Source organism: Streptomyces sp. NBC_00859 (genome assembly GCF_045161865.1).
Taxonomy (GTDB): domain Bacteria; phylum Actinomycetota; class Actinomycetes; order Streptomycetales; family Streptomycetaceae; genus Streptomyces.
The window spans coordinates 6,702,241-6,718,165 of record NZ_CP108826.1; the positions used below are offsets into that span (position 1 = coordinate 6,702,241).

General features: G+C 70.3%; 14 protein-coding genes. 11 read left to right on the forward strand and 3 right to left on the reverse strand.

What is annotated here, in order from left to right; all coding sequences use genetic code 11:
* Positions 1 to 79 precede the first annotated feature (79 nt).
* From OG584_RS29565 to OG584_RS29580, 4 genes are all read left to right on the forward strand, one after another.
* Positions 80 to 766 (forward strand): MBL fold metallo-hydrolase, encoded by a 687-nt coding sequence (locus OG584_RS29565; protein WP_405782394.1) that lies wholly within the window; start codon positions 80 to 82, stop codon positions 764 to 766.
* Positions 767 to 776: 10 nt separating this feature from the next.
* Positions 777 to 2,039, forward strand: coding sequence for a histidine--tRNA ligase (hisS, locus tag OG584_RS29570; RefSeq protein WP_405782396.1), 1,263 nt, complete (start codon positions 777 to 779; stop codon positions 2,037 to 2,039).
* A gap of 520 nt (positions 2,040 to 2,559) precedes the next feature.
* A complete protein-coding gene (locus OG584_RS29575) occupies positions 2,560 to 3,186 on the forward strand; it encodes a vitamin K epoxide reductase family protein (RefSeq protein WP_405784340.1) in 627 nt (208 codons plus the stop codon).
* A gap of 86 nt (positions 3,187 to 3,272) precedes the next feature.
* Entirely contained in the window at positions 3,273 to 4,640 is a 1,368-nt protein-coding gene (locus OG584_RS29580) for a replication-associated recombination protein A (protein WP_405782397.1), read from the forward strand.
* 115 nt (positions 4,641 to 4,755) lie between these two features.
* Here the strand turns inward: OG584_RS29580 and OG584_RS29585 are convergent, their stop codons facing one another.
* Positions 4,756 to 5,436 (reverse strand): DUF2470 domain-containing protein, encoded by a 681-nt coding sequence (locus OG584_RS29585; protein ID WP_405784342.1) that lies wholly within the window; start codon positions 5,434 to 5,436, stop codon positions 4,756 to 4,758.
* A 186-nt stretch (positions 5,437 to 5,622) separates the two neighbouring features.
* On the opposite strand from OG584_RS29585, the gene rpsD reads away from it, so the two are divergent.
* Entirely contained in the window at positions 5,623 to 6,237 is a 615-nt protein-coding gene (gene rpsD, locus OG584_RS29590; RefSeq protein ID WP_328321682.1) for a 30S ribosomal protein S4, read from the forward strand.
* On the opposite strand, the gene OG584_RS29595 is transcribed toward rpsD, so the two are convergent.
* On the reverse strand, positions 6,225 to 8,384 hold the full coding sequence (locus OG584_RS29595; protein ID WP_405782398.1) for an ATP-binding protein: 2,160 nt from the start codon (positions 8,382 to 8,384) through the stop codon (positions 6,225 to 6,227). The genes rpsD and OG584_RS29595 overlap by 13 nt on opposite strands.
* Before the next feature lie 169 nt (positions 8,385 to 8,553).
* Between OG584_RS29595 and OG584_RS29600 the strand changes: the two genes are divergently transcribed.
* The 6 genes from OG584_RS29600 to OG584_RS29625 all read left to right on the forward strand — a co-directional run bounded on the left by OG584_RS29600 (position 8,554) and on the right by OG584_RS29625 (position 15,242).
* Complete coding sequence (locus tag OG584_RS29600; protein WP_405782399.1) at positions 8,554 to 8,982, forward strand: DUF948 domain-containing protein; 429 nt, start codon at positions 8,554 to 8,556, stop codon at positions 8,980 to 8,982.
* Positions 8,983 to 8,989: 7 nt separating this feature from the next.
* Positions 8,990 to 9,304 carry a DUF6167 family protein gene (locus tag OG584_RS29605; RefSeq protein WP_405782400.1) on the forward strand — a complete coding sequence of 105 codons (315 nt, stop codon included), beginning with the start codon at positions 8,990 to 8,992 and terminating at the stop codon, positions 9,302 to 9,304.
* Positions 9,304 to 11,973 carry an alanine--tRNA ligase gene (gene alaS / locus OG584_RS29610; RefSeq protein ID WP_405782402.1) on the forward strand — a complete coding sequence of 890 codons (2,670 nt, stop codon included), beginning with the start codon at positions 9,304 to 9,306 and terminating at the stop codon, positions 11,971 to 11,973. The genes OG584_RS29605 and alaS overlap by 1 nt, the downstream gene beginning before the upstream one ends.
* Positions 11,973 to 12,437 (forward strand): Holliday junction resolvase RuvX, encoded by a 465-nt coding sequence (ruvX, locus tag OG584_RS29615; RefSeq protein WP_405782403.1) that lies wholly within the window; start codon positions 11,973 to 11,975, stop codon positions 12,435 to 12,437. The genes alaS and ruvX overlap by 1 nt, the downstream gene beginning before the upstream one ends.
* Positions 12,438 to 12,538: 101 nt before the next feature.
* Complete coding sequence (mltG, locus tag OG584_RS29620) at positions 12,539 to 14,422, forward strand: endolytic transglycosylase MltG (RefSeq protein ID WP_405782405.1); 1,884 nt, start codon at positions 12,539 to 12,541, stop codon at positions 14,420 to 14,422.
* The gene (locus OG584_RS29625) at positions 14,400 to 15,242 is read left to right on the forward strand and encodes a shikimate dehydrogenase (RefSeq protein WP_405782407.1); all 843 of its coding nucleotides are present in this window, start codon (positions 14,400 to 14,402) and stop codon (positions 15,240 to 15,242) included. The genes mltG and OG584_RS29625 overlap by 23 nt, the downstream gene beginning before the upstream one ends.
* 47 nt (positions 15,243 to 15,289) lie before the next feature.
* On the opposite strand, the gene OG584_RS29630 is transcribed toward OG584_RS29625, so the two are convergent.
* The gene (locus OG584_RS29630) at positions 15,290 to 15,658 is read right to left on the reverse strand and encodes a hypothetical protein (RefSeq protein WP_405782409.1); all 369 of its coding nucleotides are present in this window, start codon (positions 15,656 to 15,658) and stop codon (positions 15,290 to 15,292) included.
* Positions 15,659 to 15,925: the final 267 nt, after the last annotated feature.

Consider the following 15,925-nt stretch of genomic DNA (forward strand, 5'->3'; position numbering starts at 1 on the left):
GGGTTCGCTGTGGGATGAGCGTCGCCGGTAGGCTCTGAACTGCTGCATTCTCCCGCTGGACCGACATTTAAGGACGATCGTGCTCATTGCCGGGTTCCCCGCCGGGGCCTGGGGGACCAACTGTTATCTGGTCGCCCCCGCCGCCGGTGAGGAGTGCGTGATCATCGACCCGGGCCACCAGGCTGCCCAGGGCGTCGAGGACGCGCTCAGGAAGCATCGGCTCAAGCCCGTGGCGGTTGTTCTCACTCATGGCCACATCGACCATGTGGCATCGGTCGTCCCGGTGTGCGGAGCGCACGACGTCCCGGCGTGGATCCACCCCGCCGACCGCTTCATGATGAGCGATCCGGAGAAGGGGATCGGGCGTTCCATCGGTATGCCGCTGATGGGCGAACTGACCATCGGGGAACCGGACGACGTCAAGGAGCTGGCGGACGGGAGCGAGCTGACCCTCGCCGGCCTGGATTTCGCCGTTTCGCATGCCCCCGGCCATACCAAGGGGTCGGTGACGTTCAGGATGCCCGAGGCCGCGGACATTCCGCAGATCCTCTTCTCGGGCGACCTGCTCTTCGCCGGCTCCATCGGCCGGACCGACATGCCCGGCGGCGACCACACCGAGATCCTGGAGTCGCTGGCCCGAGTGTGCCTGCCGCTCGACGACTCGACCGTGGTGCTGCCCGGTCACAACGAGCAGACGACCATCGGCCGCGAGCGCGCCACCAACCCGTATCTGCGGGACCTGGCCGCTCCCCGACGAGGAATGTGACGACTTTTCCGTGAGTACTTTCCAGGCCCCCAAGGGCACGTACGACCTGCTGCCGCCTTCATCCGCGAAGTTCCTCGCGGTGCGCGCGGCCCTCGCGGCCCCGCTGCGCGACTCCGGTTACGAGTACATCGAGACCCCCGGCTTCGAGAACGTCGAGCTCTTCTCCCGCGGGGTCGGCGAATCCACCGACATCGTCTCCAAGGAGATGTACGTCTTCGAGACCCGCGGCGGCGACAAGCTCGCCCTGCGCCCCGAGGGCACCGCGTCCGTGCTGCGCGCCGCGCTGGAGGCCAACCTCCACAAGGCCGGCAATCTGCCGGTCAAACTCTGGTACTCCGGCTCGTACTACCGCTACGAGCGTCCGCAGAAGGGCCGCTACCGCCACTTCTCACAGGTCGGCGCCGAGGCGATCGGCACCGAGGACCCGGCCCTCGACGCCGAGATGATCATCCTCGCCGACCAGGCCTACCGCGCGCTCGGACTCCGGCAGTTCCGCATCCTGCTGAACTCGCTCGGTGACAGGGAGTGCCGTCCTGTGTACCGCGACGCCCTCCAGGGCTTCCTTCGCGGTCTCGACCTGGACGAGGAGACCCGGCGGCGGGCCGAGATCAACCCGCTGCGGGTGCTCGACGACAAGCGGGCCGACGTGCAGAAGCAGCTGACCGGCGCGCCGGTGCTGCGGGACTTCCTGTGCGAGGCGTGCAAGGCGTACCACGAGGAGGTCCGCGCCCTGCTGAGCGCCGCGGGCGTCGCGTACGAGGACGATGTGAAGCTGGTCCGCGGCCTCGACTACTACACCCGCACCACCTTCGAGTTCGTCCACGACGGACTGGGCTCGCAGTCCGCGGTGGGCGGCGGCGGCCGCTACGACGGTCTGTCCGAGATGATCGGCGGCCCGGCGCTCCCCTCGGTGGGCTGGGCGCTCGGCGTGGACCGCACGGTGCTGGCACTGGAGGCGGAGGGCGTCGAGCTCGAACTGCCCGCCACGACCAGTGTGTTCGCGGTGCCGCTCGGCGAGGAGGCCCGGCGGGTGCTCTTCGGTGTGGTCACCGAGCTGCGCAGGGCGGGCGTCGCGACCGACTTCGCGTTCGGCGGGCGCGGTCTCAAGGGCGCGATGAAGAGCGCCAACCGCAGCGGGGCCCGGTTCACCGTCGTCGCGGGTGAGCGGGATCTCACCGAGGGCGTCGTCCAGCTCAAGGACATGGAGTCCGGCGAGCAGAGCGCCGTACCGCTGGACGGCCTCGTCGACGAGGTCCGTACACGGCTCGGCTGAACCCGGCGCATCCGACGGACCCGGTGCACCGGGCGGCCCGGACGGGGAATCCGTCCGGGCCGCCCGCGCAGGACGTGAGCCGGTGGCCGGACAGACCGTGACCGTCAACCCGGCGGGTGGCGTTTCGCCCCGCCGGGCAATTGCGACACATGATCGCCGGGTACGGTTCCCGGTGGCCGCAAGGGCCCCGGAGGAGGGCTCCGCCCGTTTCCCGGGACCGGCGCCCCCTTGGGCCTCCACCCGTGGAGGACTGCATCCGGGCCTCTCGTCGCCTCGGATACCGGGGGCGCTCTCCGGAGCGAACGCGCAGGTCGCGGAGGGTCGGCACCGTCGCCTTCGGTATATCTCCGTTGCCTTGTGCGCCCTCACGGCACCTGCCCTGCCGCACCGGGCAGCCGTCCGGCGGACGGGCAGCCGGAGGGCGGTGGGCGTGTTTCCTTATGTTCACCGAACGGTGCGGACCCCGCGAGGTGCGGCACAATGAGCTGCCCACAGGCCACAGGAGCGATGGATCGGCATGATGACGACGACAGTGGTTGACGACGTGTCCGCGCAGCAGGACGGGAAGACCGGCGCGAGCCGTGCCTTCGGCTGGCTTCTGGTGATCACCGGCGCCGCCGGGCTACTCGCGGCGTGGGTCATCACGCTCGACGAGTTCAAGCTCCTGAAGAACCCGAACTTCACCCCCGGCTGCAGTCTCAACCCGGTGGTGTCCTGCGGCAACGTGATGAAGAGCGCGCAGGCCTCGGTCTTCGGCTTCCCCAATCCGATGCTGGGGCTGGCCACTTACGCGGTCGTGATCGGTGTCGGGATGAGTCTGATCGCGGGCGGGCGCTACAGCCGCTGGTACTGGCTCACGTTCAACGCGGGCTGCCTCTTCGGTGTCGGCTTCGTCACCTGGCTCCAGTACCAGTCCCTTTACAACATCAACTCCCTCTGCCTCTGGTGCTGCCTCGCCTGGGTCGGCACGATCACCCTGTTCTGGTACGTCACCTCGCACAACATCCGGCACGGGCTGCTGGCTGCGCCCGGCTGGCTGCGCGGCTTCTTCGGCGAGTTCACCTGGGTCCTGCCCGTCGTGCACATCGGGATCATCGGCATGCTCATCCTCACCCGCTGGTGGGACTTCTGGACCGGAGCGCACTGAGCCCGCGGACCGGGCGGCCGCGCGGCCGGCGGCATCGGCCCGTCCGCGTTGTCAGTGGCGTGACGGGGCTGGCATAGGGTTTGCACGTGGAACCCGATCTGTTCACCGCCGCGGCCGAAGAGCGCCAGGAGAAGGACCCGTCCAGCAGCCCCCTCGCTGTGCGCATGCGTCCGCGCACCCTGGACGAGGTCGTGGGCCAGCAGCATCTGCTGAAGCAGGGCTCCCCGCTGCGCCGCCTCGTCGGCGAGTCCGGCGGCGGACCCGCGGGCCCCTCGTCGGTGCTGCTGTGGGGGCCGCCGGGCACCGGCAAGACGACCCTCGCCTACGTCGTGAGCCAGGCCACCCGGAAGCGGTTCGTCGAGCTCTCCGCCATCACGGCCGGGGTCAAGGAAGTACGCGCCGTGATCGACGGCGCGCGCCGGGCCTCGGGCGGATACGGCAAGGAAACCGTCCTCTTCCTCGACGAGATCCACCGTTTCAGCAAGGCCCAGCAGGACTCGCTGCTCCCCGCGGTGGAGAACCGCTGGGTCACCCTGATCGCGGCGACCACCGAGAATCCCTACTTCTCGATCATCTCGCCGCTGCTCTCCCGGTCCCTGCTGCTCACGCTGGAACCGCTCACCGACGACGACCTGCGGTCGCTGCTGCACCGGGCACTCACGGAGGAGCGCGGGCTCGGCGGCGCAGTCACGCTGCAGCAGGAGGCGCAGACGCATCTGCTGCGGATCGCCGGCGGCGATGCCCGCCGCGCTCTCACCGCGCTGGAAGCGGCGGCCGGCGCCGCCTTGGCCAAGTCCGAGCCGGAGATCACGCTCGGCACGCTGGAGGAGACCGTCGACCGTGCCGCGGTGGCGTACGACCGCGACGGCGACCAGCACTACGACGTGGCGAGCGCCCTCATCAAGTCGATCCGCGGCTCGGACGTTGACGCGGCACTGCACTACCTGGCCCGGATGATCGAGGCGGGCGAGGACCCGAGATTCATCGCGAGGCGGCTGATGATCTCCGCCAGTGAGGACATCGGCCTCGCCGATCCCACCGCACTGCCGACCGCGGTCGCCGCAGCCCAGGCGGTCGCGCTGATCGGCTTCCCCGAGGCCGCGCTCACCCTCAGCCATGCCACGATCGCGCTGGCGCTCGCCCCCAAGTCGAACGCCGCCACGACGGCGATCTCCGCCGCCCGCGCCGATGTGCGGGCCGGGCTGGTCGGGCCGGTACCGGCCCACCTGCGTGACGGGCACTACAAGGGCGCGGCGAAACTCGGCCATGCCCAGGGGTACGTCTATCCGCACGACGTCCCCGGCGCCATCGCCGCCCAGCAGTACGCCCCGGACGCCGTGCAGGGCAAGCGTTACTACGAGCCCACCCGGTACGGCGCCGAGGCGCGCTACGCGGACGTGGTCGAGAAGGTGCGGGAGCGCCTTTCCGGCGAGAGCGCGGACGGCCGCCCGTGACGGGCGGTCCGGTTGCCGGGCCGCGGTTCCGGCTGTGCTTCTGACAGCGCAGCCGGCACCGTCCCGCGGCGGTCCCGCCCCGGCCCGGTGCCGCCGGTTCCGGGCAGCGCCGAGTTCACCCGGCCGTCGCGTCGAACAGCGTGTGCATGGCGTGGCGCAGGCCGGTCACATCGCTCACCGGTTCGGGAAAGTCGAAGCGCGCGTCGAGGCACCGCGCGCCGGTGAACCGCACCCGCAGTCCGAACCGGTCGAGCGCCAGCGGCACGGCCTCGGTCCCGTCCGGGACGTGGTCGCCGAGCAGCGCGGCCAGTCCCCGCACCTGGCTGCCGTGGGCCGAGTGCAGATGCTGGAGCAGCTCGGCCTCATGCGCGACCAGCGGATCGGCCACGGCCTCCGCGAACTCCTCGGGCTCGGCGCTGCCGTGCCCCCAGAGGTCGTCCACGTACACCTCCCCGACCTCCAGGCGCAGCATCATGTGGCCCGGGGCCGCCATGCCGGGCACGGAGGTGAGCCAGCCGGAGACCCAGGCCCGGCCCCGGATCCGGTGGGGCACGGAGACCGGAGCGACATCTGTGATCTCCAGCACCGCGGCCAGCTCGTCGTCCTGCGCGTGCGTCGCAGCCCGGACGGCCGGGGACGCGGCGGGGAAGACCAGGTACAGCTCCCCGTCCGGGCCGGTACTGCGGGAGAGCGGGGCCAGCTGTTCAGTGAGGGCCCGCTCGACCCCGGTCACCAGCAGTACCGCGGAGCAGGTACTCTGTACGAGAGTTCGTGTGCGCTCGGCTGCTGACGGCATCCGGGCGGTTTCAAGTCCGCTGGGACGCGGCTGACCACGATCTGATCGGACCTCCGTCGCGTCGACGCCCAGAGCGTCGGCCTTCTTTGTGCTGTCCGTGATGTGACTGGTGTTCCCCGGACGAGACATGCGATCTCCTTGAGTAAGGTGAGCCTAACCTAACCCAACCATGGAGGTTTGGAGAACGTGCCTAACCAGTCGCGTCCCAAGGTCAAGAAGTCACGCGCGCTCGGTATCGCGCTGACGCCGAAGGCTGTCAAGTACTTCGAGGCCCGTCCGTACCCGCCGGGCGAGCACGGCCGTGGCCGCAAGCAGAACTCGGACTACAAGGTCCGTCTGCTCGAGAAGCAGCGTCTGCGCGCCCAGTACGACATCAGCGAGCGCCAGATGGCCCGCGCCTACGACCGCGCCAAGAAGGCCGAAGGCAAGACGGGCGAGGCGCTCGTCGTCGAGCTCGAGCGCCGTCTCGACGCGCTGGTCCTGCGTTCGGGCATCGCCCGGACCATCTACCAGGCCCGCCAGATGGTCGTCCACGGCCACATCCAGGTCAACGGTGGCAAGGTCGACAAGCCGTCGTTCCGTGTCCGTCCCGACGACGTCGTTTCGGTCCGTGACCGCAGCCGCGACAAGGTCCCCTTCCAGGTCGCCCGTGAGGGTGGCTACGACACGGACGGCGAGACCCCGCGCTACCTCCAGGTGAACCTGAAGGCCCTGGCCTTCCGCCTGGACCGCGACCCGAACCGCAAGGAAATCCCGGTCATCTGCGACGAGCAGCTGGTCGTCGAGTACTACGCCCGCTGATCCGGACGTACCTCGCGCTTCACCGCTTCGGCCCGTCGTCCCCTCGCTCCTCCCGGAGCGGGGGGCGGCGGGTCTTCGCGTGCCGCGGGTCCGCGCAGGGCGCGCGCGACCGCCGCGTCCCGGTCCAGCCGACTGCCGCGGGCCAGGCAGCCCTCATAGGCCTCGGCCCCCAGCTTTTCGCGGGCCCCTTCCGCGCACCGCAGATGCGGCGCGTTGTAGTACGCCGAGCCGAAGAGCGGCAGCCCCACCGATGTCCAGAGCCGCCCGGCCGCGCCCTGCAGCAGCGCGGCCTCCCCTGCCTCGCCCTCCTCCAGGGTGAGCAGCGCCATCATCTCCAGGGCGAGCACCGTGCCCAGCTGGTCGTGGAAGCCGTGGCTGGTGGTGAGGCATTCGGCCAGCAGTTCACGCGCACGCGGGGTCCGGCCGTCGGACCAGGCCTCGAAAGCCAGCACATACAGCGCGTACGCCCGCGCCCAGCGCTCCCCGTGGTCCTCGCAGACCGCCACGACGTCCTGGCAGATCGCGGCCGCCTCGGCGAGCCGGCCGCGGAAGCAGACGGCCATCGCCAGCTCGACCTGCCCCATCAGTACGTTGCTGTTGAGCTCGCCGATCTCGCGGTACTGTCCGATCGCCTCGCGCAGCAGCTCCTCCGCGCGCGGCATGTCGTCGGTGACCAGTGCCAGACACCCCGTCCTGTGCAGCGCGTACGCGGCCGCCACGGTGTCACCGGTGTGCTGCGCCGCCTCGTGGCACTCCTGGAGCGCCGCCACCGCGGCGACCGCGTCCCCCTGCAGCACCGCCACGTACCCCAGCACCCACAGCGCCTTCAGCCGTGCGCTGTCGTGCCCGCTCTCCGCCTCCAGCGCGTGGTCCAGCCAGTGCCGCCCCTCGGCGAGACGGCCGCAGCCCGCCCAGTAGAACCAGAGCGTCCCGGCCAGGTACTGCGCGAGATGCACGTCCTCCGGGTGGGCCATCGAGAACTCCAGGGCGCCCCGCAGATTGGGCAGTTCACTGTCCACCCGCGCCGCGATCCCGGCCTGCCGCGGGCTGAACCAGTCCAGCTCGCACCAGGTGGCGAGTCCCAGGTACCAGTCGCGGTGGCGCCGCCCGAGCCGCTCACTGTCGCCGGTCGCGTCGAGCCACTGCGCCCCGTACTCCCGGATCGTGTCCAGCATCCGGAAGCGGACGCCCGCCGGGGTGTCCTCCCGTACCAGTACCGACTGCGCCAGCAGCTCGTCCAGTACCTCCAGGATGCCGTCGGACGGCAGATCGGGACTGCCGCAGATGTACTCGGCCGCCTCCAGGTCGAACTGCCCCGGGAACACGGAGAGCCGCGCCCAGAGCAACCGCTGTTCCGGGGCGCACAGTTCATGGCTCCAGCCGATCGCCGTGCGCAGCGTCCGGTGGCGCGGCGGCGTGCCCCTGCCGCCACCGGCCAGCAGCCGGAACCGGTCGTCGAGCCTGGCCAGCAACTGCTCGACCGAGAGGGCCCGTGTCCGCCCCGCGGCCAGTTCGAGCGCGAGCGGGATTCCGTCCAGCCGCCGGCACAACTCCGTGACCTGCGCCTCGTCGCCCGGCGCGAGCCGGAACCCGGGCCGGGCCGCTGAAGCACGGTCGGTGAAGAGCCGGACTGCGTCGCGGTCCCGCATCGGGGCGAGCGCCAGAGTCAGCTCACCCTCGATCTCCAGCGGCCGCCTGCCCGCCGCGATCACCCGCAGCCCCGGGGCGCCGCGCAGCAGAGCGAGGAGCAGTCCCGCGCACGCATCGACGAGGAACTCGAAACCGTCGACCACGAGCAGCAGTTCCCGCTCGGCGAGATGCCGGGTGAGCGCCTCGCGCGGCGGCCTGCTGGTGTGGTCCGTCAGTCCCAGCGACTCGACCAGGGCGTGCTCCACCAGCTCCGGATCGCGCAACGCCGACAGGTCGGCCAGCCACACCCCGCCGCAGAACCGTTCCTGCAGTGTTCCGGCAACGTGCGTCGCCAGGCGGGTCTTGCCCACCCCGCCGGGCCCCACCACGGTGACCAGCCTGGACGATCCGAGAAGCCTCTCCAGCTCGGCCCGTTCGGCCTTGCGTCCCACGAACCGGTTGAGTTCCGCGGGGAGGCTGCCGGGGACGGTCCGATGGCCGGTCGAGTCGTGTCGCATAGAACACGGAGAGTACGCGGAGGTGAGCAGTACGTACAATCCGATGCCGGAACTCCCGGCGCGCACAGCGGTTATCCGGTACAGGGGCCGAGTCCCGGCGCGATAGGCTCGGGAACCACAATCGACGTGACCAACGACGTGACTTCCGACGACCAGAGAGCGGTGCAACGTGTCCGGTGGAGAGGTGGCCGGCATCCTGGTGGCGGTCTTCTGGGCGATCCTGGTCTCCTTCCTCGCCGTGGTGCTGGTGAGACTGGCCCAGACGCTCAGGACGACCACCAAGCTCGTGGCGGATGTGACGGACCAGGCCGTGCCACTGCTCGCCGACGCCTCGACGGCCGTCCGGTCGGCGCAGACCCAGCTGGAGCGGGTGGACGCCATCGCGACCGACGTCCAGGAGGTCACCTCCAACGCGTCGGCGCTCTCCACGACTGTCGCATCGACGTTCGGCGGACCGCTGGTGAAGGTCGCGGCCTTCGGCTACGGCGTACGCCAGGCTCTCGGCCGCAAGGCGGACGCCGGGCCGGAGAGCCCGCGCCGCCCGGTGATCGTCGGACGTACGGTGCCTGCCGCACGGCGTAGGAAGCGGAAGGGCTGAGGCTGCAATGTTCCGCCGTACATTCTGGTTCGCCACGGGCGCCGCAGCCGGTGTGTGGGCCACCACCAAGGTCAATCGCAAGATCAAGCAGCTGAGCCCCGAGAGCCTCGCGGCGCAGGCGGCGAACAAGGCCGTCGACGCGGGCCACCGGCTGAAGGACTTCGCAGTCGACGTCCGGGCCGGCATGGTCCAGCGCGAGTCGGAGCTGGGGGAGGCGCTGGGGATCCAGACCGCGCCCGACCCGGCAGGGCTCCCCGCGCGGCGGCGTCCCGCTGCCATCGAATACACCAAGCATTCGCACAACCGGAATGAGGACCACTGATGGAGTCGGCTGAAATTCGCCGCCGCTGGCTGAGCTTCTTCGAGGAGCGCGGGCACACCGTCGTCCCTTCGGCGTCGCTCATCGCGGACGACCCGACTCTGCTGCTTGTGCCCGCGGGCATGGTCCCGTTCAAGCCGTACTTTCTCGGCGAGGCCAAGCCCCCCGCCCCGCGCGCCACCAGCGTGCAGAAGTGCGTGCGCACACCGGACATCGAAGAGGTCGGCAAGACCACCCGGCACGGCACGTTCTTCCAGATGTGCGGGAACTTCTCCTTCGGTGACTACTTCAAGGAAGGCGCCATCATGTACGCCTGGGAGCTGCTCACCAGCTCCGCGGCGGACGGCGGCTACGGCCTGGAGCCCGAGAAGCTCTGGATCACCGTCTACCTCGACGACGACGAGGCCGAGCAGATCTGGCGCGAGAAGGTCGGCGTGCCCGCCGAGCGCATCCAGCGGCTGGGCAAGAAGGACAACTTCTGGTCCATGGGCGTCCCAGGGCCCTGCGGCCCGTGTTCCGAGATCAACTATGACCGGGGTCCCGCCTTCGGCGTCGAAGGCGGCCCCGCCGTCAACGACGAGCGGTACGTGGAGATCTGGAACCTGGTCTTCATGCAGTTCGAGCGTGGCGCCGGAGACGGGAAGGAGGACTTCCCGATCCTCGGCGACCTGCCGTCGAAGAACATCGACACCGGACTCGGCCTGGAGCGCCTGGCGATGATCCTCCAGGACGTGCCGAACCTCTACGAGATCGACACCTCCCAGATCGTCATCGACAAGGCCACCGAGCTGACCGGCGTCAGTTACGGCCGGGCCGAGGGCTCGGACGTCTCGCTGCGGGTCGTCACCGACCACATGCGCACGTCCGTGATGCTCATCGGCGACGGCGTGACCCCGGGCAACGAGGGCCGCGGTTACGTCCTGCGCCGCATCATGCGCCGGGCCATCCGCAACATGCGGCTCCTGGGCGCCACCGGACCGGTCGTCGCCGAGCTGGTGGACGTGGTGATCAACACCATGGGCCGCCAGTACCCGGAGCTCATCACCGACCGCAAGCGCATCGAGACCGTCGCCCTCGCCGAGGAGGCCGCCTTCGTCAAGACGCTGAAGGCCGGTACGAACATCCTCGACACCGCCGTCAGCGAGACGAAGTCCGCCGGCGGCCGGGTCCTCGCCGGCGAGAAGGCCTTCCTGCTCCACGACACGTGGGGCTTCCCGATCGACCTCACCCTGGAGATGGCCGCCGAGCAGGGCGTCTCGGTGGACGAGGACGGCTTCCGGCGGTTGATGAAGGAGCAGCGCGAGCGCGCCAAGGCCGACGCCAGGTCCAAGAAGACCGGGCACGCCGACCTCTCCGCCTACCGGGCGGTCGCCGACGCCTCGGGCGCCACCGAGTTCACCGGATACACCACCACCGAGGGCGAGTCGACCATCGTCGGCCTGCTCGTCGACGGGGTGCCCTCGCCCGCCGCCACCGAGGGGGACGAGGTCGAGATCGTCCTCGACCGGACCCCGTTCTACGCCGAGGGCGGCGGCCAGCTCGCCGACACCGGCCGGATCAGGCTCGCCTCGGGTGCCGTCGTGGAAGTCCGGGACGTCCAGCAGCCGGTCCCCGGTGTCTCCGTGCACAAGGGCTCGGTCCAGGTCGGGGAAGTGACGGTCGGCGCCGCCGCGTACGCCGCCATCGACCAGCGCCGCCGCCGGGCCATCGCCCGCGCCCACAGCGCCACCCACCTGACCCACCAGGCGCTGCGCGACGCTCTCGGCCCGACGGCCGCCCAGGCCGGTTCGGAGAACTCGCCCGGCCGCTTCCGCTTCGACTTCGGTTCGCCCAACGCCGTACCCGGCACGGTCCTCACCGACGTCGAGCAGAAGATCAACGACGTTCTCTCCCATGAACTCGACGTCCACGCCGAGGTCATGTCCATCGACGACGCCAAGAAGCAGGGCGCCATCGCGGAGTTCGGCGAGAAGTACGGCGAGCGCGTCCGTGTCGTCACCATCGGCGACTTCTCCAAGGAGCTGTGCGGCGGAACACATGTCCGCAACACCGCCCAGCTGGGGCTGGTGAAGCTGCTCGGCGAGTCGTCGATCGGCTCCGGTGTGCGCCGGATCGAGGCTCTGGTCGGCGTCGACGCGTACAACTTCCTGGCCAGGGAGCACACGGTCGTCGCCCAGCTCCAGGAGCTGGTCAAGGGCCGCTCCGACGAGCTCCCGGAGAAGATCTCGGGCATGCTCTCCAAGCTCAGGGACGCCGAGAAGGAAATCGACAAGTTCCGCGCGGAGAAGGTTCTCCAGGCCGCCGCCGGCCTCGCCTCCGGGGCCAAGGACGTACGAGGTGTCGCCGTGGTGACCGGCCAGGTTCCCGACGGTACGGGCGCCGACGACCTGCGCAGGCTCGTGCTCGACGTGCGCGGCCGCATCCCGGGTGACCGTCCCGCCGTGGTGGCTCTCTTCACCACGGCCAACGGCCGCCCGCTGACGGTCATCGCCACCAACGAGGCCGCCCGCGGACGCGGGCTCAAGGCCGGCGAGCTGGTCAGGGCCGCGGCCAAGACGCTCGGCGGTGGCGGTGGCGGCAAGCCGGACGTCGCGCAGGGCGGCGGTCAGAACCCGGACGCCATCGGTGACGCCGTGGCCGCTGTCGAGCGCCTGGTGGGAGAGACCGCCTGATGCGACGCGGCCGTCGGCTGGCGATCGATGTCGGGGACGCCCGGATCGGGGTCGCCTCGTGCGACCCCGACGGGGTCCTCGCCACACCGGTGGAGACCGTGCCCGGACGTGATGTCCCGGCCGCCCACCGGAGGTTGGGGCAGTTGGTCGCCGAGTACGAACCGATTGAGGTCGTGGTGGGGCTTCCCCGGTCCCTCAATGGCGGAGAGGGGCCGGCGGCCGTCAAGGTCCGCGGATTCACTCAGGAACTCGCTCGTGGTATCGCACCCATTCCGGTGCGATTGCTCGACGAGAGGATGACCACAGTGACGGCGGGCCAGAGTTTGCGGGCCTCCGGCGTAAAGTCCAAAAAGGGTCGTTCTGTCATCGACCAGGCGGCGGCTGTCGTCATCCTGCAGAATGCACTGGAGTCCGAACGGGCGTCAGGCGTTGCTCCAGGTGAGAGCGTCGAAGTGGTTGTCTGACCGCGATACGGTAGCGTTCCGCGCCATGCGGCGGTTTTCGAACAGCTGCCGCACAGCACAAGAGGCGGACCGTCCGGAGGCCTCGCGGCTCTAGGGGACCGATGACTGAGTATGGCCGGGGCGAGGGCTCCGAACCGTGGCATCCCGAGGACCCGTTGTACGGGGACCAGGGGCGGGGAGGTCAGCAGGACGCCTCCGGTCAGACGCCGTACGACGGCCGGGCGCAGCAGTATGCCGAGGGGCAGCAGTACGACCAGTACGGCAACCCGGTGTACACCCGGCCGCAGGACCCGTACCAGCATCAGTACTCGCAGCAGCAGGGGCAGTACCCCCAGGACCCGCAGCAGTACGGCGGGATCCAGAACCAGGCCGGCCCGCAGCAGGCCCCGTACGGCCAGGGCCAGTACGACCAGCCCCAGTACGACCAGCCCCTGTACGACCAGTACGGCCGTCATCAGCAGCCGTACCAGCAGGACCCGCACCAGCAGCAGTACCCGCAGAACGGGAACGCCCGGTTCGAGCAGGACCAGTACCAGCAGCCCTACGGGCACACCACGTATCCGCAGCAGACCCAGCCGCAGCAGAACACCGGCTGGGAGAGCGGGCCGCAGCCCTCCGTGGCGTACGGGGCGGACCCGCATACGCCGTACGGCGGACAGCCGGTGTCCCCCAACGGGGAGAACCCGGACTTCTACCGGACACCCGACGCCTATCCGCCGCCCCAGCCCCCCGGCAGGCGGGACGACTGGCGTCAGGAGGCGCCCGCGGAGGCCGAGCCCGAACCGGAGACGCATCCTTTCTTCATTGGTGGCGACGGCCCGGCCGGCGGCGACGAGGACGGCTACGACGACGACCCGGGTGAGACGGGCGAGGGTGCGCGCGACCGGCGGGGCAAGTCCAGAAAGCCCAAGCGGCGCAACGGCTGCGCGTGTTTCGCGGTCTCCCTGGTCATGGTCGCGGGCCTTGCCGGTGTGGGCTATGTGGGTTACGGCTTCTACCAGTCCCGTTACGCGCCGCCGCCCGACTTCACGGGGACGGGCACCTCGCCCGTCGAGGTGGAGGTCCCCCAGGGCACCGGGCTCGGAGGGATCGGCCGTCTGCTGAAGGAGAAGGGCGTCGTCAAGAGCGTCCAGGCCTTCGTCACGGCAGCGGGCAAGAACCCGAAGGGCAAGTCGCTCCAGGCCGGGGTCTACAGCCTCAACCAGGAGATGTCCGCGGCGAACGCGGTCACCGCGATGGTGGACCCGAACAGCCTCAACTTCCTCATGGTCCCGCCGGGCTGGCGGAACGCCACCGTGTACACGGCCATCGACAAGCGGCTCGAACTGAAGGCCGGTACGACCGCCGGTATCGCCAAGTCGGAGTCCGGCAAGCTGGGGCTGCCGGACTGGGCCAAGGGGCACAAGAACGTCAAGGACCCGCTGGAGGGCTTCCTGGCCCCGGCGAGCTACCCCATCGCCAAGGGGATGAAGCCGGAGGACCTCCTCAAGAAGATGGTCGGTCAGGCGGACAAGGCGTACGGCGACGAGGATCTCGCCGCGGCGGCGAGGCGCCTGGGGCTCAAGAGTCCTTTCCAGGTGGTCACCGTCGCGAGCCTCGTCCAGGCCGAGGGGAAGACCCACGATGACTTCCGTCGAATGGCGGAAGTCATCTACAACCGGCTGAAGGCCGGCAATACGCAGACCAATCAGTTGCTCCAGTTCGACTCGACCTACAATTATCTCAAGGGTCAGAGCAAGATCAATATCGGTGAGGCGGAGATCCACAAGAATACGGATCCGTACAACACCTATACGCAGAAGGGCCTTCCGCCGGGTCCTATCGGAACTCCGGGCAATGACGCTCTCGCCGCGGCCCTGAATCCGACGAAGGACGGTTATCTCTACTTCGTCTCGGTCGACGGGCACAAGACCGGATTCACCAAGACGTATGCGGAGTTCATGAAGTTGAAGAAGCAGTTCGATGACAACCAGAACAGTGACTGAGGCCCGCAGGGCGGCCGTTCTCGGTTCGCCCATCGCGCACTCGCTCTCCCCGGTGCTGCACCGTGCCGCGTACCGGGAGCTCGGTCTCGACAACTGGTCGTACGACCGTTTCGAGGTGGACGAGGCGGCTCTCCCCGGTTTCGTCGACGGGCTGGGCGCATCGTGGGCCGGCCTCTCACTGACCATGCCGCTCAAACGGGCGGTCATCCCGCTGCTCGACGAGGTGAGTGCGACGGCGGCCGCGGTCGAGGCCGTCAACACGGTGGTGTTCACCGCCGACGGCCGCCGGGTGGGAGACAACACCGACATCCCCGGGATGGCCTCCGCCCTGCGTGAACGCGGGGTGGAGAAGGTCGGGTCCGCCGCTGTGCTGGGTGCCGGCGCCACTGCGTCGTCCGCGCTCGCGGCCCTCTCCCTCATCTGTACGGGGCCGGTCACCGCCTACGTACGAAGCGCCGCCCGTGCCGAGGAGATGCGGGGCTGGGGCGAGCGGCTGGGCGTCGACGTACGCATCGCCGGCTGGGAGGACGCGGCGCGAGGATTCGACGCGCCGCTGGTCATCGCGACCACTCCGGCCGGCGCCACCGACGCGCTCGCGGAGGCCGTGCCCGGGAATCCGGGAACTCTCTTCGACGTGCTGTACGAGCCGTGGCCGACCCCCCTCGCCACCGCCTGGCAGGGCCGCGGCGGAGCTGTGGTCGGAGGCCTCGACCTGCTGGTGCACCAGGCCGTGCTCCAGGTCGAGCAGATGACGGGCCGCACACCGGCGCCGCTGCCGGCCATGCGGGAAGCGGGGGAGCGGGCGCTCGCGGCGCGCTGAACACAGGTGCCGGGGCGGCGGGGATTCCGGGCCCGCGGCGCCACGGGTCAGGCGCGGTGCCGGAGGCCGATGCCGGCACCGGCCGCGTAGTCCTGGGTCCAGCTGCGGCCCGTTCCGGACACCCAGGTGACCTGGACGCTGTCGCCCTGGGCCCTCACGCGTTCCACCGTCATGGAGCGGTCGCTGTCCCTGACGTCGCCGCGGCGCAGATCCCGTGCCTCCACCGTGACGAGCTCCGCGGGCTGGGCGTGCTCCGCCTCGCCGGCCGCCCGCACCAGGGCCGCCGCCAGCGCTCTGGCCTGCGCGGGGGAGAGGCGCAGCACGGTCTCCGCAGCCGGCGGCCGTGCGGTGAGCCGTACTCCATCGGGGCCCGCCGCCAGGTCCACACCGGCGCCGCCTCCCAGATCCACTTCCACGTACTCTCCGCCTCTCCGACAGCCCGTGCACCGGGCCGCTCCGGCCTCCACTGCCCACCGCATTGGAGCACACCGCAGGGCTCCGGCCCCGGTCGCGGGCACCGGATGGGGCAGGGTCGCGTACGGGCCGGGACGGATACGGGCGGGGAGTCCGCCGACTGGACCCGTGACCGGGCGACGGCCCGGCCATGGGAGGATCGGTGCAGGCGGGCCAGGGCCGCGCACCCGGCCGCGCCGTCGCAGACCGAGGCGCGAGTATGAGGAGCA

Excerpts from the sequence above, each read along its gene's own strand:
- alaS (WP_405782402.1), top strand. The coding sequence starts at position 9,304 with ATGGAGTCGGCTGAAATTCGCCGCCGCTGGCTGAGCTTCTTCGAGGAG.
- mltG (WP_405782405.1), top strand. The coding sequence starts at position 12,539 with ATGACTGAGTATGGCCGGGGCGAGGGCTCCGAACCGTGGCATCCCGAG.
- ruvX (WP_405782403.1), top strand. The coding sequence starts at position 11,973 with ATGCGACGCGGCCGTCGGCTGGCGATCGATGTCGGGGACGCCCGGATC.
- OG584_RS29575 (WP_405784340.1), top strand. The coding sequence starts at position 2,560 with ATGACGACGACAGTGGTTGACGACGTGTCCGCGCAGCAGGACGGGAAG.
- OG584_RS29595 (WP_405782398.1), bottom strand. The coding sequence starts at position 8,384 with ATGCGACACGACTCGACCGGCCATCGGACCGTCCCCGGCAGCCTCCCC.
- OG584_RS29585 (WP_405784342.1), bottom strand. The coding sequence starts at position 5,436 with ATGCCGTCAGCAGCCGAGCGCACACGAACTCTCGTACAGAGTACCTGC.
- OG584_RS29625 (WP_405782407.1), top strand. The coding sequence starts at position 14,400 with ATGACAACCAGAACAGTGACTGAGGCCCGCAGGGCGGCCGTTCTCGGT.
- OG584_RS29605 (WP_405782400.1), top strand. The coding sequence starts at position 8,990 with ATGTTCCGCCGTACATTCTGGTTCGCCACGGGCGCCGCAGCCGGTGTG.